The organism is Dyadobacter sp. CY326, from assembly GCF_021390515.1.
Classification (GTDB): Bacteria; Bacteroidota; Bacteroidia; order Cytophagales; family Spirosomataceae; genus Dyadobacter.
This window is the reverse complement of sequence record NZ_JAJUXI010000011.1, coordinates 50,799-73,773: the sequence shown is the minus strand read 5'-3', so window position 1 is coordinate 73,773 and position 22,975 is coordinate 50,799. Positions and strand designations below refer to the sequence as shown.

16 protein-coding genes are annotated in these 22,975 nt (G+C 46.5%); 9 read left to right on the top strand and 7 right to left on the bottom strand.

Features of this window, described 5'->3' with window-relative positions; translation table 11 throughout:
* Nucleotides 1-4: 4 nt before the first annotated feature.
* From LZG73_RS20995 to LZG73_RS20980, 4 genes are all read left to right on the top strand, one after another.
* Nucleotides 5-778: a YgcG family protein gene (locus LZG73_RS20995; protein WP_233854298.1), complete on the top strand. Its 774-nt coding sequence runs from the start codon at nucleotides 5-7 to the stop codon at nucleotides 776-778.
* A 177-nt stretch (nucleotides 779-955) separates the two neighbouring features.
* Entirely contained in the window at nucleotides 956-1,864 is a 909-nt protein-coding gene (locus LZG73_RS20990; protein ID WP_233854296.1) for a hypothetical protein, read from the top strand.
* 161 nt (nucleotides 1,865-2,025) lie between these two features.
* The gene (locus LZG73_RS20985; protein WP_233854294.1) at nucleotides 2,026-3,516 is read left to right on the top strand and encodes a peptide MFS transporter; all 1,491 of its coding nucleotides are present in this window, start codon (nucleotides 2,026-2,028) and stop codon (nucleotides 3,514-3,516) included.
* Between the two features lie 28 nt (nucleotides 3,517-3,544).
* Nucleotides 3,545-5,590 carry a M13 family metallopeptidase gene (locus LZG73_RS20980; protein WP_233854292.1) on the top strand — a complete coding sequence of 682 codons (2,046 nt, stop codon included), beginning with the start codon at nucleotides 3,545-3,547 and terminating at the stop codon, nucleotides 5,588-5,590.
* A gap of 1 nt (nucleotide 5,591) precedes the next feature.
* On the opposite strand, the gene LZG73_RS20975 is transcribed toward LZG73_RS20980, so the two are convergent.
* The 5 genes from LZG73_RS20975 to LZG73_RS20955 form a co-directional block, all read right to left on the bottom strand.
* Nucleotides 5,592-6,755: a DNA-binding transcriptional regulator gene (locus LZG73_RS20975; RefSeq protein ID WP_233854290.1), complete on the bottom strand. Its 1,164-nt coding sequence runs from the start codon at nucleotides 6,753-6,755 to the stop codon at nucleotides 5,592-5,594.
* Between the two features lie 32 nt (nucleotides 6,756-6,787).
* Nucleotides 6,788-8,035, bottom strand: a complete 1,248-nt coding sequence (locus LZG73_RS20970; RefSeq protein WP_233854289.1) for an MFS transporter — start codon at nucleotides 8,033-8,035, stop codon at nucleotides 6,788-6,790.
* A gap of 37 nt (nucleotides 8,036-8,072) precedes the next feature.
* Nucleotides 8,073-10,679 (bottom strand): family 20 glycosylhydrolase, encoded by a 2,607-nt coding sequence (locus LZG73_RS20965; RefSeq protein ID WP_233854288.1) that lies wholly within the window; start codon nucleotides 10,677-10,679, stop codon nucleotides 8,073-8,075.
* Between the two features lie 141 nt (nucleotides 10,680-10,820).
* Entirely contained in the window at nucleotides 10,821-11,804 is a 984-nt protein-coding gene (locus tag LZG73_RS20960) for a nucleoside hydrolase (protein WP_233854287.1), read from the bottom strand.
* Nucleotides 11,805-11,888: 84 nt separating this feature from the next.
* Entirely contained in the window at nucleotides 11,889-17,294 is a 5,406-nt protein-coding gene (locus LZG73_RS20955) for a S8 family serine peptidase (protein ID WP_233854286.1), read from the bottom strand.
* A gap of 212 nt (nucleotides 17,295-17,506) precedes the next feature.
* Here LZG73_RS20955 and LZG73_RS20950 point away from each other — a divergent pair, with 212 nt between their 5' ends.
* On the top strand, nucleotides 17,507-18,280 hold the full coding sequence (locus tag LZG73_RS20950) for a shikimate dehydrogenase (RefSeq protein WP_233854285.1): 774 nt from the start codon (nucleotides 17,507-17,509) through the stop codon (nucleotides 18,278-18,280).
* Here the strand turns inward: LZG73_RS20950 and ribD are convergent.
* A complete protein-coding gene (ribD, locus tag LZG73_RS20945; RefSeq protein ID WP_233854284.1) occupies nucleotides 18,277-19,344 on the bottom strand; it encodes a bifunctional diaminohydroxyphosphoribosylaminopyrimidine deaminase/5-amino-6-(5-phosphoribosylamino)uracil reductase RibD in 1,068 nt (355 codons plus the stop codon). The two genes, LZG73_RS20950 and ribD, sit on opposite strands and share 4 nt — an antisense overlap.
* Before the next feature lie 92 nt (nucleotides 19,345-19,436).
* Between ribD and prmC the strand changes: the two genes are divergently transcribed.
* Together prmC and LZG73_RS20935 are read left to right on the top strand one after the other, a co-directional pair.
* Complete coding sequence (gene prmC / locus LZG73_RS20940; protein WP_233854283.1) at nucleotides 19,437-20,297, top strand: peptide chain release factor N(5)-glutamine methyltransferase; 861 nt, start codon at nucleotides 19,437-19,439, stop codon at nucleotides 20,295-20,297.
* 15 nt (nucleotides 20,298-20,312) lie between these two features.
* Nucleotides 20,313-21,266: a MoxR family ATPase gene (locus LZG73_RS20935; protein ID WP_233854281.1), complete on the top strand. Its 954-nt coding sequence runs from the start codon at nucleotides 20,313-20,315 to the stop codon at nucleotides 21,264-21,266.
* Here LZG73_RS20935 and yidD read toward each other — a convergent pair.
* A complete protein-coding gene (gene yidD / locus LZG73_RS20930) occupies nucleotides 21,263-21,472 on the bottom strand; it encodes a membrane protein insertion efficiency factor YidD (protein ID WP_233854280.1) in 210 nt (69 codons plus the stop codon). The genes LZG73_RS20935 and yidD overlap by 4 nt on opposite strands.
* 50 nt (nucleotides 21,473-21,522) lie before the next feature.
* On the opposite strand from yidD, the gene lgt reads away from it, so the two are divergent.
* On the top strand, nucleotides 21,523-22,368 hold the full coding sequence (lgt, locus tag LZG73_RS20925) for a prolipoprotein diacylglyceryl transferase (protein WP_233854278.1): 846 nt from the start codon (nucleotides 21,523-21,525) through the stop codon (nucleotides 22,366-22,368).
* Nucleotides 22,365-22,973 (top strand): hypothetical protein, encoded by a 609-nt coding sequence (locus LZG73_RS20920; protein WP_233854276.1) that lies wholly within the window; start codon nucleotides 22,365-22,367, stop codon nucleotides 22,971-22,973. The genes lgt and LZG73_RS20920 overlap by 4 nt, the downstream gene beginning before the upstream one ends.
* The last annotated feature ends 2 nt before the right edge of the window (nucleotides 22,974-22,975 follow it).

The window sequence follows — 22,975 nt, the reverse complement described above, 5'->3', positions numbered from 1 at the left end:
TCCTATGAAGAGAATCCTCATTGTTTTAGTGCTGCTCGTAACCGCGTTCATACATGCGGCAGCCCAAGATATTCCCAAAAAACCAAATCCACCCAAACTCGTTAATGACTTCGCAAACCAGCTTAGCGAGTCTGAAAAAGCGCAATTGGAACGAAAACTTGTTGCATACAATGATTCTACTTCTTCACAAATCGTCATCGTCATTGTGCCAACAACCGGTGACTATCCGATTGCAGATTATGCGCTGAAACTGGGTCGTGAGTGGCAGGTTGGACAAAAAGATAAGGACAATGGGATCGTCGTTCTGTGGGCGCCAACGGATCGAAAAGTTTACATTGGAACAGGATATGGCCTGGAAGGCGCAATCCCGGATGCAATTGCGAAAAGGATTGTTTCGCAAGTCATCACACCACAGTTCAAAAGTGGGCAGTATTACGAAGGTCTGGACCAAGGCGTGGACATGCTTTTCAAATACGCAACGGGCGAATATAAGGCAGATTCGAATCAAGACAGCGGAGACGGCTCCTCGTCTCCATTCCTGATTTTAGTCGTCATTTTCATTATTATCATGATCATCATGTTCCGAAACCGTAATAATGGCGGCGGACGTGGCGGATTCAGAGGTTTTGGAGGAGGGCCTTTATTTTTCCCATATACTACACATTCTGGGGGAGGAAGCTTTTCTGGAAACTGGGGCGGTGGCGGAGATTCCGGCGGTGGCTTTGGCGGATTCGGAGGAGGAAGCTTTGGCGGCGGAGGAGCAGGCGGAGATTACTGAAAAAATTCATTATCAGCGCGTTATGCGCGATATATTATTATCATGGAGCAGCCCAATGTAAGCACTGACTTGCACTGGGCTGCTTTGTTATGATCCGGTCCAATGACAACGTATAGTGGTGGCATAGTTTTTTGAATTCATTCCATGATTGATATTATTTAACCTAAATAAATTTCTATGGAAAGGAAGAATAACACCGGTCTATTGGTCGGCTTGATCTTAATGACAATCCTCGCCGCAGTGTTCGGCTATTTGTATTACAATGAAAGAACCGTCACCACAAAGCAGGCAACCGACATTCAGGCCAGAGTAAATGAGCTTGCATCGGCAGAAATTAAACTCGATTCCATTTCAAAACAATTAGACGCAAGAATCCAGGAAGTGCAGGGACTTGGTGGCGACATTGAAGAACTGCAAAAAGTGAAGGCAGACCTTGAAAATGACCGCATCGCCCTGCGCAAAGGCAATGTAACCATGGGCAAAAAGGTTAAAGAATATGAGGCATTCCTGACGAAAAAAGACGAGGAGATCGCGCAGCTTAGAGAAGAAAACCAACAGCTGATTAGTCAAAATGAAACATTGGTCCAGGCCAAAACAGAGCTTGAAACAAGCAAACAGGCCATTAGTGATTCGCTAACGGGCGTAATTTCGAAAAACACCGAGCTGGAATCCAAAGTTACGATGGCCGCAGCATTGCGTGCGCGCAATGTTAAAGTGTATGCAGTTTCCTCAAAAGGCAAAGTTCGCGAAGGTGAAAATGTAAAGGCAAAAAGGGTCGATAAAGTCCGGGTTGATTTCATTTTGGAAAAAAACCCATTGACATTGACCGACAACAAGACCATTTACATGCGCATCATTGACCCGACCGGCGCAACGATTTCTGATACAAAAACGGGCTCTGGCGTATTTGACTTAAATGGTCAGGAGCAAGGATTTACCATCAGTAAAGATGTGTCTTACAGCAATAACAATCAGGATGTAAGCATATTATATGACCGGGATGCGCAATTCCCGTCCGGAAAATATACCGTTGAACTTTATGCGGAAGGCTTTCCAATTGGTGAAGGCTCATTCTCAGTGAAATAGAATATTTGGCAATTTTTTAGAATAGTAAAAGCGGTAATCGGCATAAAGGCTGGTTACCGCTTTTATTTTTTCGTTTCATTTATATTTCTCCTAATTTCCTATCTTGTGCGATAAAATTTTCAATAAATAACCCATAAAACCAAATAAAACACTTCTCTTCTATGTCTGGGCAGATTTCTCAAAAACATCCCACAGGTTTATATGTGCTATTCTTTGCTGAAATGTGGGAGCGTTTCAGTTACTATGGAATGCGTGCGATCCTGCTACTTTTTCTACTAGATTCGGTTAGAGGAGGAATGTCCATGAATGCAGCGGAGGCGGCGGCGATCTATGGTATTTACACAGCTTCAGTTTACTTGCTAACATTGCCGGGCGGCTGGCTTGCGGATAACATTCTTGGGCAGAAAAAAGCCATTTGGTATGGAGGAATCGTGATTATGATTGGCCACATTATCCTGGCCATTCCGGGCGGCTCGGAATTGTTCTTTCTGGGACTTACGACCGTTGCAGTTGGAACAGGCTTGTTAAAACCCAATATCAGCTCAATCGTAGGAGAATTATATCCCGAAGGCGGCGCCCGTCGTGATGCAGCGTTTTCTATCTTTTATATGGGCATTAACCTGGGTTCTTTCCTTGGAATTGCCATTGTGGGTTACCTGGGAGAGCGTGTAAGCTGGCATATGGGCTTCGGCGCGGCCGCAATTGGCATGTTCCTCGGCTTAATCGTCTTCCGCATTGGAAGTGCACGCCACTTAAAAGGAATGGGCGACGTCCCTCCTGCCAAAATTGCGACAGAAGAATCAATTGCACAATCCGGAACAAACAAAAAGCTTGGTTATGGCCTTATTGGTGCGCTCGTTGTCCTATTAATCATCCTGCAAACGTCCGGTGTAATTGACATGACGACTGCACAAGGATTAGCAAAAGGAGCCGGTGTAATCATTGTCATCATCTCTGCATCTTACTTTTTGTTTATCCTCATCGCGGGCGGACTTACGCGCGTTGAACAATATCGCGTGCTCGTTTTGATCATTTTGTTTCTAGCCATATCACTCTTTTGGGCCGGTTACGAGCAAGCCGGAACTTCATTGCAAATCTTCGCAGAGCGTCATACGGACAGAATGATAGGCGGTTGGGAAGTGCCTTCGAGTTGGTTCCAGAATTTCCAGCCAACATTCGTGCTGCTTTTCGCGCCTGTGCTAGCAAGTTTGTGGATCTATCTTTCAGCGCGTAACCGCAATCCTTCCATTCCTGTCAAATTTGCGGCTGGGTTGATCTTGCTCGGATTGAGTTTCTTCGTCATGGTTGCCGCCTCCAACATTGCGGTTACAGGCCAACTCACCTCCCCGCTTTTCCTTACATTCACTTACTTTTTACATACAATTGGCGAATTGTGCGTGAGTCCGGTCGGGTTGAGCTCTTACACCAAACTGGCCCCGAAACGATATGTGAGCCAGTTAATGGGGATCTGGTTTGTGGGCGCCTCGCTCGGCAACCTCATTGCCGGAATATTTGCCGGCGGATTTGACGAGGAAAATATCATGCAAATGCCGGCATTATTCAGTCAGGTCGCAATAATTACAACTGTATTTGGACTTATCCTGCTTGTTTTCTGGAAACCGATTAAGGGCTGGATGGGCGGAATTCAATAATTGACAACTTAACACATCACAATTATCAATGAAATTAGCTGGTTTATGTTACGCAGCACTTGCTATGACGCTCGTCGTGGCGGGTTGCAAAAAAGAGAATGAGCAGGAATCCGCCGCGGAGGCTGTGCCAGGATTTGACCTCACTTCCATTGATTCCACGATCAAAGCGTGCGATGACTTTGACAGTTATGCCAATGGAGGCTGGAAAAAGAAAAACCCGATTCCCGGAACAGAGAGCCGTTGGGGCGCTTTTGGCATTCTTGACAAAGAAAATAAAGAAGTAAGGCTGAAAGGGATCATTGCGGAAATTGTAAAACTCGAAGACCGCAAAAACGGAAGCGAAGAACAGCAGATCGCAGATTATTACCAATCTTATCTCGACACCGCAACCATTGAAAAACGCACAATTGAACCATTGAAGCCCTATTTGGATAAAATAAATGGTGTGCAATCATTGAAAGATCTTGCCTCTGTTTCGGGAGAGCTGCAAAAGGTTGGCGTTTCCTCGGTCATCGGGTTGGGCGTGGATGCGGATTTGAGAAATAGCAAAATCAATGTGCTGTATCAAGGTCAGGATGGACTGAGCCTTGGTGAGAAAAGTTATTACGAGCGTGCAGATTCGAGCACGGTAAAAGTGCGCAGTGAATTTGTAAAGCACGTGGACAAAATGTTCGCCCTTGCATCTTTTGCAGATCCAAAACCAGGTCAGACCATTCTCGATTTCGAGACCAAGCTTGCCAAGCTGCAACTCAGCAATGTCGAGTTGCGCGACCCGGTAAAAACTTATAATAAAATGTCGTTTGACGGTTTTAAGACATTGACACCTGATTTTGATCTCGAAGAATTTGTTGACAGACAGGATATCAAAACCGACAGCATTGTTGTTCAAAACAAGCCTTATCTGCAAAATCTGAACAAATTGCTAAAAGCAACGCCATTGCCAACATTGAAACTTTATACAAAATGGCAATTACTGACGCGCTTCGCAGGTTATCTCCCAAAAAGCTTTGATCAAGAAAATTTCCGCTTTTTCAGCACGGTTATGCGCGGAACGAAGCAGCAAAAAGCAAGATTGGAACGGGCAATCCGCTCAACGGACGGTCTGCTGGGAATGCCTTTGGGAAAACTGTTTTCAAAAAAATATTTCCCGGAAGAAGACAAAAAGAAAGTGTCTGACATGATCGAGAATGTTCGGACCGTTTACGGCGAGCGCATTGATAAGCTTACGTGGATGAGCGATTCCACAAAGGCAAAGGCTCACAAAAAACTAAAAGCATTTACTTACAAAATTGGCTATCCAGACAAGTGGAAGGATTATTCATCCATTAAAGTGGAGAAAGACAAATTGTTTGAAAACGTTATTTCTGCCTCGCTTTTCGCGCATAAGGAGGAAATTGACAAGATCGGAAAGCCCGTTGACAAAGCAGAATGGCTGATGACGCCGCAAACTGTGAATGCTTATTACAATCCGTTGAACAACGAAATCGTATTCCCGGCCGGAATATTGCAGCCGCCGTTTTACAACCGCAATGCGGACGACGCCATCAATTACGGAGGCATTATTGCGGTAATCGGACACGAATTTACGCATGGCTTTGACGATCAAGGCTCGCAGTTTGACGATGAAGGAAACCTGAAAAACTGGTGGACGGCAACGGACCGCAAGAACTTTGACCAATTGACCAAGAAATACATTGATTATTTCAGCGGAATCGAAGCATTGCCCGGTTTCAAAATCAATGGCGCATTGACAATTGGCGAGAATGTTGCTGACTTGGGCGGCTTAACGCTTGCTTATTATGCATTGGAAAAATCATTAAAAGGAAAAGCGGAGCCTGCTCCTATCGACGGGTTCAACTGGAAACAGCGCTTCTTCCTGGGCTGGGCGCAGGTTTGGCACATGAACACGACCAACGAAGCATTGCAAAACCAAATTCAAACCGATCCGCACTCACCAGCCAAAGACCGGATCAATGGCCCGATGCCACATTTGAAAGAATTCCAGGCGGCCTGGAACTGTTCACCGGGAAGCAAAATGATCCTGCCTGATTCAGCCCGGATCGTGATTTGGTAACTTATTTGCCCGCAACATATTTGTTGCGATAAACACTTGGACTACAACCCTTAGCCTGCCTGAATTGGCGGGCTATATTTTTGCTATCCGTAAGGCCCATATCGAGCGCGATTTCAAACACGGACATATCCGTATCGAGCAGTTTTTGCGTGAATTTCTCAATGCGGAGATTGAAAATGTATTTGTAAATCGGGTAACCCGTTATTTCCAAAAAGCGCTTTTCCAACGCGCGGCGCGACAGCGGCACTTGCTTGACGACTTCATCCACGTGGAGGTTTTTGTCAATGTTCTGGTGAATGTATTTCAATGAAGAAGCAATGTGGTCATCATTGGTCGCGTAAATGTCTGTGGAATAGCGCGTAATCACCTGAACGGGCTTGACAACAATGTCGTAAAAATCAGTTGTAGTGCCATGTTTTATCATGTGATCGAGCAACTTAGCCGCGTCATAACCGCCTTTCTCGGCGTCCAATGCAATGCTGGACAATGGCGGATCGGACAAATCGCAGATCATTTCATCATTGTCAACGCCCAGAACCGCCACTTCTTCGGGAATGCGGATGCCTAGCTGCCGGCATGCTTCTGTGATGTGCTGCCCTTGATTATCGTCGCAAGTCATGAGCCCGATCGGCTTTGGAATCGATTTGAGCCAGCGGCTCAGCGAGCTTGGCTTGTAATACCAAAGTTCTGTTGACCGCGCTTTTTTATGCTCAAAATAATGCACTTTATGCCCCCGCTTTTTCAATCTTTCTTCAAATCCTTCCGCCCTTTCACGTGACCAGACAATGTCATTAAAACCATAGAAAGCGAAATTATTAAAACCTTTTTTCAGGAAATAATCAGCGCCTAGTTGCCCCGCCTCGTGATAACCGCCTGTAATGTTCGGAATTTCGGTAAAGCGTTCTTTGAAATCCTGCGCGATAACCGGAATGCCCGCCTGGATGATTTTTTCAATATCCTTATTATAAAGCTGCCCGACAATCCCATCGGCTCCCCACTCCAACGCCCATTTCAAAATCCCATCGATCCCGACAGTTTCGCGGTGGAAAAGCGGCATGCGGCAAAAAATCCACGGCCCAAATTCCTTGGAATAAGTGTTAATCCCCTTCATCAGGCTCTTGCTGTATTCTTCGGCAAAATCGAGAAGCAGGATGATTTTGTACATGGTTGCTTGCGAAAGTGAGCGAAGACTTTGGCCTAAAAAATGTCTTTGAGGCTCGTGATGGTGTCGTTGTTAACCAATGGTTTGGCCCAAATGCCAATGCTGAAAATGTATCCAAGCGGAATGAAGAGGAACAACATGGCAAGCTGCAAACCAAACAACTCCCCTAACCCACCGACGATCAGCGGCACAACCGCCCCGCCCGCAATGCCCGCACACAGGATTCCGGAAAACGTGCCATGATGCCTCGGAACAGAATTCAACGCAAGCGAAAAAATCACAGAATACATTACAGAAGCAAAAAAGCCCGTAATCGGAAATGCATTCAGTGCAACTGCTTTTGATCCAAATAAGGCAAAAGCCAATGCAAATATGGCGCCGGATGTGAAGAATAACAGCACTTTACGGCTGTCAAATATTTTTAAAAGGATCAGTCCGAGAAAGCATCCGATGGTCAGCAAACCCCAGAAATAGGAAATAACCGCTGCGCCTTGTGTCGCCGGATCAACGCCATGATACGTTTGCAAAAATTGCGAAATCCAATTTGCGATGCCTTGCTCAGTGCCCACATAAGTGAATATGCCCAGGAAAAAGAGCCAAACCGAGCGGTTCGCAACGAGCTCTGTAAATGAATTGCCAACGTCAATGCGCTCATCTTCAAGCAAGTCAACTTTTGGGAACCTTACCAAACCAATCACCAAAATCATGGCAAGCGCGATGACCGAAAACACCCAATAAAGTGAAACCCATTTCAGATTTTCCGGCACAAGCTCATTCAATGTATCAAACAAAAAGCCCGAACGGCCCGAGTGTACGTTTAGCACGAGATAACTATAAAGCATGGGGCTGAGAAAAGATGCGCCGCCAAAAAAGAGCTGCGCTAAAACGGAAAAAAAGGCAAACTTCTCCTCCCCACCCGCAACCCTGAGCAAAGGATTAATCACCACTTGAAGCATCGCCATGCCGATTCCGATCAGGAAAAGTGAGGTTAATGCAATGTAAAAGCTTGGGACAAGCGCAAAAAGAAGGGCGCCAATGAAGGCCAGAAAAAAAGCCAGCATTAACACTGGCTTTTCTCCATATTTTTCTACCATAAGCCCCGCAGGGATCGACATAACGCCATAGGCGACAAAGAACGCAAAAGGAAGAAATCCGGCAAGTCCAATGCTCAGGCTAAAACTCTTCACAATATCCGGGATGATTGGCCCCAGGATATTGGTCAGAAATGAGATTACAAAAAAGATCAGCAGGATTAGAATTACAATAAAAATATTCCTTTGCATGAGGGGGGTGTCTTACTTTTTAATGTATCTCAGCTGCCTACTTCACAGTCAGCACGCTCGTCCGGCTTGATTTTCCTGCCATATCGAAACTTTTCAGTTTAATGGTCCCCGCCGCTTTAACCGGCGCTTCGAAAACCGTTGATTTCGCCGTCGGCTCCGAACCGTCGGTTGTGTAATGAATGGCTAGTCCTGGTAATTCAACATTGGCTTTTAGTAAGCCGTCTTCTACAACAGCGCCCGGCATCGGAAGTCTGTAATTGTAACCACCGTTTTGGAAGCTCAGCCTTGGAATGTGCTTCTGTGCCATGCTGTTTGCAAAAACATTCCAGCCCTCGTCAATCATTTTCTTTCTTGAAGCTTCGTCAGCAACATTCTCCCATTTGCGTTCAGCGGACCAGGCGCTTTCGGCAAAGCCCAGCAATTTTGGCAAAATAGAATATTCCATCATATCGCGGCCCTTAATCGTCTCACCCCAAAGTTGCGCTTCAATGCCAATCACATTCTTGCGCGCTTCGGGCTTCATCGCTTGTTTACCCACAAATTCCTCCTTCATCGGTTTTCCCAGCGCCGTTTGCTCCGTTGTGCGGAACATATTGAATGGTGCAAAAGCCCAGTTGTCGCGTGTGTCCACAAATCCGCCCCAATACAAGCCAGGCTCTTTCGGGTCATTGTTATAAGACATATCAAAGTAGAAATTCGTCACATTACAAAGTACAACCTCATAACCCGCATTGGCGAGGCGGTTGCCCAGGTCCACATCATACACATTATTCCAGATGTAAGGCACCACCGAACGACCCACAAATTCCGGGTTCGCATTGTAAATGCCTGCATTGGTTTTGGTCAAAGCAACTTCCTCCCAGCCATGGACTTTGAGATTTCGTTTTTCGAGCAGCGGCAATAATTTTCTGACAAAGTAAGTTTGCAGATCACGGAATTCTTTAATGTCCGGATGCGCGTTCTTCAACTTAATGGCCATCGGCGATTTAGTCCAGACTCCTTCTGCAACTTCGTCACCGCCCGTGTGGAATGTGTCGAGGGTCAAACCTGCCTCTTTGTACATTTTGGTAATCTCATCGACCACTTTTTCATAAAAATGGTAAGTCGATTCACGCGCAACGCTCACTGTGTTGTTTTTGTAACCCTGCGCTGAAATGTAAACTGACTTGTCATCCGGATCGATCAGGCGATATTCATTCGCCTCTTTTTCTTTGCCTTCTTTCATCAAACGATCATACCGCGCTTCCATGGACTTGATCGCGGCCAATGCGTGGCCCGGAAAATTCACTTCAGGAATCACTTTAATGTGCCTGTCATTGGCATATTTTAGGATTTCAATAAAATCAGCTTTGGTGTAAAATCCACTCCCATATTTGCCTTCATCATTGGCGACCGGCCCTGATCCATAACCCGGATGCAATGCAGAAGCGCCCATCCCGGACGTGTGCGCACGATGTGCGCCAACTTCTGTAAGCTCAGGCAAGCCGTCAACTTCCACACGCCAGCCTTCATCTTCCGTAATGTAAAACAACAAGTGATTAACCTTATAAGACGCCAGTAGATCAACCACGCGTTTCACGGATTCCTTGGTCTGGAAATTCCTCGCAACATCTAAATGCAAGCTTCTGAAATGAAACCGCGGCGCGTCCTCCACCTGAACGTGCCCAAGCACAATTGCAGCAGCAGGTTTTTGATAAAGCTCAGTCGGAATGAGTTGTAAAAGGCTTTGAACACCATAAAACACACCAGCCGCGTCGCTTCCGGTAATGGTAACGCCGCTTGCATTCACGCCAAGCTTGTAAGCTTCTTTCGCAATGCCATTCACCGAAACACTTCCTGTATTAAGCACAATGGATGGCGCCGCGGGCGTTGTAGCCGTTGGCAATCCTTCGCGGATCGGAAAGTCTGTTCCTGTTACGGATTTTAGTTTTTCAATTAAATATTTGGCCTCCTTTTCAAGTCCTTTCTGATAATAAACAGTCGCTTTGTTGTCCAGCGAGAATGTTTCCGTGCCGGCGCTCATCTTTACGGGGCTTGGAATGATCTTCAATAATTGCTCCGCGCCAAGTTTCGTAAATTTCAGATTATCCTTATAACGCTGTTCCGGCGTCTGCAAAGGAACCAGGTCGTCTTTGCTGCGCAGTAGCTGCTCCTTGGCAACAAACGGCTCCACTACAAAATCCGCAACCTGAACAATTTCCTTTTCCTTGCCTTCCTTATCATAAAAAACAAAATACAAGCCCATAGGCGCATCCGTTTCCTTTATAATGCCTTCTGAACCAGTATATTCAATGGTTATGGAATCACCCGGAGCAAGTTTGAAATCCTTTGCAGCAATCATTTTATACCAATCGCCGTTAATGTGCTCAACAACAGCGGGCTGAGGCGTTTTGTTGCTTTGGATCGGGCGGGGCGACATGTTGAAAAACAGCGCCCAGTTGCTGCCGTCCAATGTAAAATCACTGCCGTTTTTGATGGTAAATTTTGCCTGAAAACTATGCGCAGGCTCTATCAGGTTAGAAATGAGCTTCCAGGAAATGCCGATCTTTTGCGCTTGCTCTTTTGAAATGTCATTGGTTCCTGTGCATGCGGACAACAGCAAAAAACAGGCAATCAGGAACTGATAAGGGGAAATTTTCTTCATTGGGTCAGGATACAAGGATTTTGTTAATTCTATTATAGGATGCAGGCGGGTTTTATTAGCGCAATAATATTACTGATAAACTGGCGAAAAATACTAGTATTTCTTTCGCCAATGGCCTTAAAACGACCATTTTCATATTCATTACTTCTTGCCTTCCCACATCATTAAGCCTTCGATCAGTGCGGTCAGCTGTGGCGTTGGCATGCTCGGCGTCAGATATGCGTGCGGGCCCATGGGGTCATCCTGCCAGGTGTTGTTGCCGTCCTGCATAATCATTTTACCTCTTTTTAATCCAAAATAAGGCTGCACGCCACGAACGCCAACCAGCACCGCAGTCTGGTCCCAGCTTTGACGGCCATTGACATCTTCCGGACTTTTGGCCATGGCCATTGCAAACACATCTTTAACCGGACTTTTCAGCCGCTCATTCGCAATTACTTTCACGCCCGTTTTGATCTCCTCTCCGATCTCAAAACCACTGAAAATAATCTCAGTCGGCCATTCAGCAAACACCTTCTGCGAAGCGAGGGAATCAACATAGACATTGTATTCACGACCGGCTGGAAATTTTCCGGCCATGCTAACCAGCCCGGCAACCTTTTTGCGCACAAGATTAAGGCCAGACAATGGCGAATTTTCATCGGGTTTTGAATCCAGCAAATCAGCCAGATTGGTCAGAAATCCAACCGTAACGATGGTCACGCTCTGATCCGGTTGCTTGGCTAAAATCTTACGGTAAATCTGCACCGCATCGGGCAAATCCGCCGTTTTTGTAATTTTATGCGGATATTTTTCGACCAGCATTTCAGGCCATTTCTGGCTCGCTCCGAAGCTTGGATCAGCCGCGCCTTTCGGGGCGCCGCTTGGCAATTCCGGCCTGCCGAAATAGGTGTTCAAGATCTCGATCGTTGGTCCCACATATTCATTTTTATTGCACGAAATCACCGCCAGCGGCCGCACTTCGCCTTTGTCCGCCAATGCATGCAGGACGGCCATTGCGCCCACATCGTCATAATCCGGGCCAATGTCCGTGTCCAATATTAATGTTTTTGGGAGCCTGCCGCCCGTTTGCGCGTGTGCCAGCGAGGCCATCAGAAGGGAAATTATCAATAATATTTTACGCATGGCAATCATTAAAAAATGGCTTACAATATAGCTTTATTCGCTGCATTCGGCGAATGTGCTGCAAATTGCGCAATTTTTATGGCTTTAATTCTTAAAAACCTGAAACACCTGTTTTTCTTTGCCGCTAACGATTTCCAACAGGTAAATCCCGGAAACATATTCCGGTCCGGTCAAATCCAGTTTGTGTTTTTGGACAAAACCGGTGGCAGCAGATTTGGAGCTCTGAAATTTTCGCCCGCCATTGTCATACACATTTACAACCACTTCGGCGCCTGTGCTTGCCTGATACAGCATATAAAATATTCCCGCAGAAGGATTTGGGTAAACTTGCCATGCAGGTTTATTATCAAAGAAGACCGGCTTCACGCTCGAAAACTGGTAACTGCCATCTGAATCCACCATTTTCAAACGATAATAAAGCACGCCAGTTTTTCCCGCACTTTTATCCGTAAACGCATATTCCTGCGTCATGTTCAAGCCGCCATTTGACGCCATTTCTCCGATCTTAACAAACTCATTTTGCCGATAAGCGGCATTTCCGGCGGCAACTTCAATGTCGAAATGATTGAAATTCTCTTCCGAAGTCGTTTTCCATTCCAGTTGCACTGCCTCAGCCGCACCGTCCGTCGGTTTCTTTTTTGCAGAAAAACTGATCAGTGAAACAGGCAATGCGTCACCGGATCCAATGTAATTTTTGGCCAGCCAGAACTCCGAAAAGCTTTTCATTTTCAGCTCTGCGTAATAACCTTTGTCGTAAGGCACCTTCACCACCTTCCCTGATGGATAAAATGCCCAGCTTCCCGCAATGCTGTTTTCAATATTGCCATCCTCGTTTGCAGCATTGCCATTCCGATATTTCGAAACGCCCAATTCGTATGCATGCGTAGGCTTATCGCAAGTAGCGCATCCAGCAGCATTCAAAAGCGCAACCGTTTCGGATTCCAGGAAATAAAGCCTCACAATGGTTGAATCGGCGAGATTTGAATTCTGCGGTTTGATCGTAAAATTTCTGTCGAGATAATAGTTCTTGTTAAAACTTCTGACCGCGCCTGCATTAATGTAAGCCTGCACCTGCGTGTTACCCATGTTCTGACCTTTGGTGTTAACCGAAGCAACGAGCTTGCCATTTTGTAAAAAATTAACCCAGTTGCCCGAAGCAGGAACATTCTGTGTCACGGGCGCGGCCATGCTGCCTTCGTCATAAATGTCATTTACCTTATCGTAAATGTGAATGTCGTCAATGGCAATCCCGTCCCGGTTTGTAAAGGAATCGGAGATGAAAACGAATCGAAGTTTCAAATTTGAAAAGCCTTTTGGAAGCGGAATGGTGGCCACATGCCATCTTACAAAATCCTGAATGCTCCAAGCGCCTTTGGCAGAATACGTTTTGTTATACCAATTAGTCCCCTCGCCCTGCGCTCCGAGACGCGTCCACGCACCGCCGTCACCTGAATATTCGAGATAGGCAAAGTCGCAGGGAAGCGGATCGCAGACTTCCATATCCAATGCAACGCTAAAACTCAAAGTGGGCGTCGCAAGCCCGGAAACAGCGAAACAAGGTGAATTCAAGTATGATTCTTCGCGATCATTGTTAGGTCCTGCCAGATTGGTTTTCCAAATATTACTGCCACTTGGCGCAGTGTTAACCTGCGCGGAAACGGGCTTTCCGTGCTGCCAGGAGCTGTTTGTTCCTTTGGTAAACCAATATCCGTCGTTGGTTTCAAAGTTTTCCAGATAAGGATAAGTCGCAATGGTGGGTGCATTGTGAATCTCAATTTTCACCGTGTCGTTCAAACGGTAACTGTCCGTTCCGAGGGCAGCCCAGACTTTCACAACATGCCACCCATAAGCCGACAGATTCGCCTTGTTTTGAAATGCGTAATCCAATGTTGTCCGTTTGGCAAGGCTGGGAATGGTTTCCTGAATAACCGTTCCATCATTTAATTGCAAAAAAACGGGAATGTCTGTGATCGTGCGGGAGGAGCTGTTTCGGATTTGCGCGACAACGGTTTCTGCATTCCCTAATCCGCAATTTTCGGCTGCTGGCTGTGAAATGCTTAGCAACTGAATGTCGTCCGTAACAACATACAACATGATGTCGTCAAAACTGTAACCGGCCCCCGATCGGTCATCGGCAGCAATGATTTTGCCCCATTGGCCCCAGCGGACCTGGAAACTGGATGAAAAATTTTTGTTATTAGCCGCCAGCAAATTACTCAGTTCTATGCCCGGCGTAATCTTGTAACCGTCCTGCGGCAAATTTTGATTGGCCACCAGGTCATATGCCAATATCCAGGGATCAGAATCTTTTCCCCGGATCCAGACGCGGTTGTCCGCATGCGATTTCTGACCATGGTTTTTGTATTTAAAATTCAACCGGACATCAACCGCTTCAATGTCATAACCTGACAAATTAAAAGTCCCGTCCAAGTAACTCGTGTTGCCCGCCGAAAAATAGCGGTTCGCATCCAAAATCAATGCCCTTTGCCCGGAAGCAGCCATGCCGGAGTTCAAAAACGTCCGCAAACGCCCCGCATTGGTTGTCGCGCTGAAATCATATCTGCCATCGCCAATGAGCCCAACCTGATTTTTGACCCAGGTTTGAACAGGCAAATTCTCCATGTCATCGGTAAATGGCAATGCAATCGCATCATTCGGCAACTGGCGGAAAACTCTGGTAAGCGTGTCATTAGCAGTGACCTTGTCTGCCGGGTTGTGGATGAAAACCTGCAAATTGTAATCCCGAACTGCACTGAAATCGGCGCCTATGCTGAAAGTATGGTCGTAAGTTTTTCCTTTTTCGATAAATGGCGTGATCGTCTGCAACGGAATGGCTTGTCCATCCAAAATGTAACCGACTTCAACTGGCTGATTGGAATCGACATCATCCAGATTTTCAATTCTGATTTTGATAAAAACAGCATTACCAAGCTCCGACGACGTATTTTTCCTTCCCGAACCGACAGGTGTCACAATGGATTCAAGCTTTAAATCATTGTCCGAGATCGTGCCGGCACAAGTTCCCGTGTCGGGCCTACGCGAAATGGCGAGCCCTCGCCTGCCCGGATGACCATTGAACCGCGCCCGCACGGAAAGCGAGTAAGTAGAATCCTTGGACATGCCGGTGAAAACAAATTTATTCTGTGTCGTAATGCCCGCAGGAACCATCTCGTCGCCTTTGAGAATCATAACTTCGTAATCCGTCGCACCTGTTACAGCCGTCCAGTCGAGTGAAATATAACCTTCGCATTGCAAGCCAGACAAAGTTACCGTTGGAACGCCGATGATCGTGAAAGCTTCGCTGACACTCTCGGCAATGACATTGTTATTTTTCTTTTGAATGATTTTAATTTTTGCCAAATCCGTCGCAGCCGTTCCAGCAGGAATGGTCCAGGCAAGCTGCCTTGTCGCGGCAGGCAAATTGACACCGATATCTGTCCAGATTCCGTTTTTCAGCATTGCCTGCACATTGTATGTGCTTTGTGCATCCGCATAGGAATCCCAGCTGATAATCAATGCATCACCATCCTTTAATCGCTCATTACCAATGGGATAAGTGATCACCGTCGTTGCCGGAATGAAGTCGTAAACCACAAAATATTCTTGTGTTGGATTCTGTGGAACCGCAGTTCCCTGCACAGAAATCGTGTAAGCCCCTGCCGCAGGATTGTTGATAATCAACTGTTCCATATTGTTGATGTGGTCAGCGCCGGTGGTGGCCGTAACATTGACTTTCGAAGGCGTTGCATCCAGCAATCTCGGCAAAGTCGTGCTGTTGGAAGGGCTGGTCAATGTCAAATCAAGGTCATTCACCAGGTTTTGCGAGGACAAAACGGTGGCAGCGGGATCATTGTAATAGAGCATTACTTTCACCTGCGCCGTGCCAGCCGGAACATTGATCACATGCGTTGCGGTTTTTGCGTGCGCCACCGAGCCATTCACATATTGCTTGTCGTCCAGCATTTTCAATGACCGCGACAGATCCAGCCACCCAAATCCATACTTATAATCCGGCCCGTCATTTCCTTTATCCGTTGCGCCATTGCAGATCAATGCTTTCATCAACGCATTTTTCGGATTCGGTTCATTATTAATTTGCCTATAACGTTCGTATAGCAATGCGAGCCCACCCGCAACTGCGGGGCACGACATGCTTGTTCCACTGCCGTTGGTGTACAAATTTGTGGGGATTGTGGAGCGCACGGAAGAGCCCAGGGCGGTAATTTCGGGCTTAATGCGGCCATCGCGCGTGGGGCCGACGCTTGAACTAACGGCAAGCAATCCGGTGTCAAAAGTATTTCCTACGCTGATGACGTTTTTGGCGCTTTGAAAACCACTTAAAACATTGGCATATCCGGCCGGATATGGCCCGCATGAAAAGTTGCCGCCACTGTTCCCTGCTGAAAAAACGTGCTGCAAGTAAGGCAGTTGAAAAGCCTGTTCATCCAAAATGTGCGAATAAAGATCATAAACCCCATAAGTGTCGCAATTGTTGATTTCGCCTCCGTAGGAATTGCTGGTAACGACCATTCCAAAATCGTTGACATACGCAGGTGAATAAAGAATGATGTTGGAAAAACTTTGCGAAACCACCGTCGTCTTGGGAGCATAACCTTGATAAAGCTCATTCATGATGCCTGCTCCCGCAAGCGTGCCCAATGTGTGCACGCCATGCTGCCCGCCTTCGATGGCAGCGCGGTTGATAATGCGGTTATTAAAATCCACGTGCTGCAACGGATTGGAATCATCACCATGTCCCACTACAACGCCTTTTCCCGTTAAATTACGCCCATTTGGAAGAGACGACTGCAACACATTTGCGCGTCCGTTGGTCAGGCTTCGGTTGTTGGTTGGCTTGTCCCCGGACGGCACCGCCTGCACATATTGAATGAAAGGCAATGCAGCCAGCTCCTTGATTCGCGTATCCTTAATGCGCAATGCAATGACCTGATAATCTTTGTATTGCTCTGAAATGATTTCAAAACCGTTGGCCTTCAAACCTTCCCTGACCTCATTCAAAGAAAATGTTTTTGGAAAATTGATCCAGACGTCGATTGTGCCCGGCAATTGGACTGCATGAATGGGAAACTGGCCCCTGGCAAGTCCCGGCTGCATTTTCTGCTCAGGAGTCAGCTCAAAAATCGCCCTGCCGCGCATTCTTGAAAGCACGTTTTGATCGGTGTTGCTTGTAATGGTGGCGGTGTAGGCATTATTGGGAATGTAATCGAGCAATGTAATGCCTTGTTCTTTCAGCTCGGCGCGTTCCAATGCAGTAGGAATTGTTTCAAACTGAATGATTACCAATGTTTTGGAACCACTAGCGATCGTGCGAAGGCTTGCAGTTTGCTTCCCGGAAACTGCTATATTTTTTTCAGGCGTAAACGATCCGCTTTTCAACAAGATCTTGAAATCCCTGTTATGCTGCGCATTCACTGAAAGCGAGGCAAGCAAGAAAATAAAAAGTGTGTGGTAAAGTTTTTTCCATTCCATAATTTTAAATTGAATGCATTAGGTAATTCTACTCGAATAAAGTTCTATTTACAAATTAATTCGATCATACTTTAACTGAATATGTTACAGTTTTATAATGCTACACGCGCGTTTTCAGGATCGGTCACTTAATTTTTGCAAATGCCTGCGCCGCGCGTAACTTCGCAAATTGAATTTCACTTGCCATTGCATTGTCATCAGTGCCCAGAATTATGAATTTATACGGCCTAATCGGATTCCCCCTGACCCATTCTTTTTCAAAACGCTATTTTACCGACAAATTTATTCGGGAAAAGATCAGGGAAAGCAGTTACGAGCTTTTCGAAATGAGCTCGCTGGAAGGTCTGCCCGCATTGCTGAAAAAGAAAACCGATCTGCGCGGACTGAATGTGACCATTCCCTATAAAAAAGATGTGATTCCTTATCTGGACGATCTGGACGATGCTTCTGCTGAACGGATAGGCGCGGTAAACACAATCAAAATTTACGCTGACGGAAGCACAAAAGGCTTTAATACAGACTATTATGGTTTCCGGCAATCATTGGAAGAATGGCTGGACAGACGCGGAGAAAAGTGCAGCAACTTCAAAGCATTGGTGCTGGGAAACGGCGGAGCGGCAAAGGCGGTGCAGGTTGCATTGCAGGATCTCCACATGGAATACATTCTCGTGTCGCGGCAAAAAAGTGACGACTCCATCGTGTACGAGGCGATTACGGAGGAGGTTATGAGCTCGCATTTGCTGATCATTAACACCACGCCGCTAGGCACATTTCCAAAAACCGAAGAGTGCCCGGCCATCCCTTACGACCTCCTTACGAAGCAACATTATCTCTACGACCTGGTTTACAATCCTGCCGAAACATTGTTTTTGAAAAAAGGCATTGAAAAAGGAGCCGCTGTGCAAAACGGACTGAAAATGCTTGAACTGCAAGCGGAAAAAGCCTGGGATATCTGGACTGAGGAAGAAAACCTTTGGAGCGTTTAGATCCTGGAATAATATGTCCAGAGATCTTTTTCAATTTGCTCGGAAGAGCGCAAAACGCCCTGAGCCAATGGAGCCTTCACGCCGCTGCCAAGGACAACAGCTCCCTGACATCTGCGGATTTCATCCCAAAGGCCTCTTTGTAAAAATGCGTTGATCACAGCCGCTCCGCCTTCCACAAACACGGACTGGATTCCCCTGGCAAGCAGCGCTTGCAGCAACTGATCAATTTCGTCATCACCCGGAGTTACTTTTAGATAAGCGACATCTCCCGGTTCTGCATAACGTTCCGGCGAAACGGGTAACGCATTCGCTTTGTGATAATTGACAACGACGGTGGGCTGCGTTTTGTCAAACAAATTCAATGTTTCCGGCAAGCGCAAATGCCTGTCCAGCACAACTCTAACCGGATTTTTACCGGCCCAGCTTCGCACATTCAACCGCGGATTGTCCGTTAACGCAGTTTTATAGCCAACCAAGATCGCATCCTCTTCCGTGCGCCATTTGTGCACCCGCATGCTTGATAATGTCCCGCTAATCTGCAACGCTGAACCTGTCTCCGGACCGAGAAATCCGTCAGCCGTTTCTGCCCATTTCAAAATGACATATAGCCTTTTCTGTTCCATTGCGGTAAAAAACCTTTTGTTAAGGCTAAGTCCCTCAGCAGCAAGCAAGCCGCTCTCCACTTCAATACCCGCAGCCTGCATGCGCGCAATGCCTCGCCCCGAAACCAACGGATTGGGATCGTTATTGCAGATGATTACTTTCTTGATTTCCTTTCGAATGATCAGGTCGGCGCAAGGCGGCGTTTTGCCTGTATGCGAGCAAGGTTCCAGCGTAACATAAGCCGTTGATTGAGCGAGTAAATGTCCGCTTCCCTTCATTTCAGCATCATTTACAGCCCAAACCTCGGCATGCGGACCGCCATATTGCCGGTGCCAGCCTTCGCCTATAATGCGGTCTTCATGGACGATCACACAACCAACCATCGGGTTGGGGCTCACGCTTCCACGGCCATTGGCCGCAAGTTGCAAAGCGCGGCTCATCCATAAAATATCTGACTCCATATGGCAAAAATACAAACGTCCTTTTAAACTCAACTTTCGGGAGTTCCCATAATTTGCTAACTTTCCGACATTGGAATAAAAAACACCTGAAAATGACTTCGGCACGTCAGCTATATCAATACATTTCAAAAGGCATCAAAGTATATCCCGAAAAAGAGGCGCAGGCAATCACATTTATGTTGCTCGAACATTATATGAGGCTTCGCAATATTGATGTGCTGGTGGACAGACCCGTTCCTGACAACACTGCGCAGCCTGACTGGGAGACAATTATCCGCCGACTGAATGACAATGAACCTGTTCAGCATATCATAGGGTCCACAGAATTCTGCGGCCTGGAATTCAGGGTTTCTTCTTCTGTCTTGATCCCAAGACCTGAAACTGAGGAGCTTGTGCGCATGGTGACGCGTGACTATGCCGAGCCCGACAAGAACATTTCAATTCTGGATATTGGAACCGGCAGCGGCTGCATTGCCATCGTTTTGGCCCGCTTCCTGCCACACGTCTCTGTTCATGCGTGGGACGTTTCGGATGAAGCTTTGCAAGTTGCCAAAGAAAATGCGCGACAGCTGATCGCAGATGTGACTTTTGCCAAACAGGACATGCTGAATGTTACTTTTCCATTGCCCGGCGACATTGTACAGTTCGACTGCCTGGTTAGCAATCCACCTTACGTAACTTACTCAGAGCAAGAGCATATGCGGCCAAATGTTTTGCGCTTTGAGCCACACGAAGCATTGTTTGTAGAAGACAGCGATCCCCTTCTTTTTTATAAAGCCATTGCAGATTTTGGCATTCACCATTTGAAGCCAAGCGGCAAATGTTATGTCGAGATCAATGAGCATTTCGGAGCTGGAACGAAACAGGTTTTTGAAGAAAGAAATTATAAGAAAGTGGAAATCCTGCGCGATATCCACGGAAAAGACCGGTTTGTAAGGGCTATTTGGGAGTAAAAGAAACAATCTTCAATGTATATAGAGAAAATAAGGGAAGTGCTGGATGAGATGGGGAAAGTGGTTGTGGGACAGGATAAACTGCTCAACAGATTGCTTATAGGCCTTTTTACAGGAGGGCACATTCTCCTTGAAGGCGTTCCCGGACTCGCCAAAACACTCACGATCAATGTGATGGCCAAAGTGCTTCACCTTGATTTCAAACGCATTCAATTCACACCCGACTTGCTTCCTGCCGATTTGATAGGAACAATGATTTATAAACCAAAAATCGGGGATTATGAAGTAAAAAAAGGGCCGATTTTCTCCAACATTATCCTTGCCGATGAGGTGAACCGCTCTCCTGCAAAAGTGCAGTCTGCTTTGTTGGAAGCAATGCAGGAAAAGCAGGTGACAATTGGGGACGAAACCTATTTATTGGATCGTCCGTTCGTTGTGCTTGCAACGCAAAACCCGGTTGAGCAGGAAGGGACTTATCCGCTTCCCGAGGCTCAAATCGACCGTTTTATGATGAAAGTCTATGTGGATTATCTTGATAAAGCCAAAGAACTGGAAGTAATGCGGCGCATGTCGGACATTAATTACGAATATCATATCAGGCCGATTTTAAATAAAGAAGAAATTTTCGCGATCCGCGATAATGTCAACAAAGTAAACATTTCGGACACGCTCGAACGCTATATTATTGAGCTCGTTTTTGCCACGCGCCGGCCATTGGATTATGGCTTGCGTGACGAAGCGCGTTACATTCAGTTCGGCGTTTCTCCACGTGCAACCATTTATCTCAACCGCGCCGCCAAAGCGCTCGCTTATCTGGAAGGACGCGATTATGTGCTTCCGGAAGACATTAAAGAGCTCGCGCCCGACATTATGAACCACCGCATTCTGCTCAATTACGAAGCAGAGGCAGACGGCGTTCGCACAACGGCCATCATTGATTCTATTCTCAGAAAAGTGGCGATTGGCTAAGGAACTGGATCGTGGCCGTGACCGCCCCATGGATGACATCTCGAAAACCGCTTTAAGCCTAATCCGGTGCCTTTTATAACGCCATGCTTCTGTATGGCCTCGATCATATATTGCGAACAGGTGGGCGTATAACGACAAGAATTAGGCAGGTAAGGAGACAGCACTCCCTGGTAAATCCGCACCAGCCCTACGAGTAAAAATTTCATTTCGCTTCTTGTGTCAAAGTAGTATATTTGGCAATTAACATCATAAAAGCATGATTTCGTATATAATATGGAATGTCAGTCCTGAAATTTTCACCATTCCGGAATTTCTTGGATTCGGTCCCTTCCCTGTGCGCTGGTATGGCTTGCTGTTTGCAGCCGGCTTCCTGATCGGACAGCAAATAATGATCCACATTTTCAAAAAGGAAGGCAAGCCGCTCGAAGACATTGACTCGCTGACATTATATATGGTGCTTTCGACCGTGATTGGTGCCCGGGTGGGTCATTTCCTCTTTTACGAACCCGAAGTGCTTTTCAAAAATCCCTTAGAAGTGATCATGCCGCCCTATGCCGGACTTGCCAGCCATGGCGCGATCATTGGAATTATAACCGGTTTGTTGCTTTATTCACGTTCAAGAAAAGCTTCTGGTCAAACATTCCTTTGGGTTGCCGACAGAATGGTGATCACCGTTGCACTGGCCGGCGCATTCATCCGCTTTGGAAACCTCATGAATTCGGAAATCGTAGGCAAGCCAACTGACGTTCCTTGGAGCTTTATTTTTGTTCAAAATACGGAATTCAGACAGATTCCGCGGCACGCTGCGCAACTTTACGAATCCATATCCTGCTTTATCCTTTTCTTCATTTTGCTTGGGATCTGGAACAAATACAAAGCTGCAACGCCGCGCGGATTAATGGTGGGCGTTTTCTTTGTTTGGGTGTTCACATTGCGTTTTATGTATGAATTCCTGAAAGAAAACCAGGAAGCTTTCGAAGCAAATTACGCATTGAATATGGGCCAGATCCTCAGCATTCCTGCCGTTTTGTTAGGCATTTATTTCATTATTCAGTCCAGAAACGCAAGTATTCATCGTGTCAGCCAAAACCCATTGAGATGAAAACATCAATTACCCTATCGCTCGTTTTGGCGTCGGCATTGTTATTAGGTGCTTGCGGAGGAAAAAAAGCTGAACAGGAAGCCGAAAAGGAAGAAACTGCCGTCGACGCGTTAGAGGCCTTTGCGGATAAAGCGAAAGAAATCGGTGACAGAAAGGCTGTTGACCCAATTGATTTTCGCAAATTGAAAGACTTGATGCCCGAGAAAATCGGCGGTTTGTCGCGCACGGAAGCCACAGGCGAAAAATCGGGTGCAATGGGATTCACCGTTTCTACTGCAAACGCCAAATACAAAGGTGAAGGCGACGAAAGTTTGGATATCGAAATCGTTGACACGGGCGGCATTGCAGGCGTTTCCACGATGGCTCTCGCGGGCTGGTCCATGGCTGAAATCGACAAGGAAACAACCACTGGTTACGAGAAAACAACCAAAATTGAAGGTTACAAAGGTTTTGAAAAATATGACAACGAAAGCAAGTCAGGTGAACTGAATGTGCTCGTTGCCGACCGTTTTGTGGTTAATGTGCAGGGCAATAATGTATCAATTGACCAGCTCAAAGGTGCGCTGAAAGACCTGAATTTAGCGAAACTATCCGATCTGAAATAAAA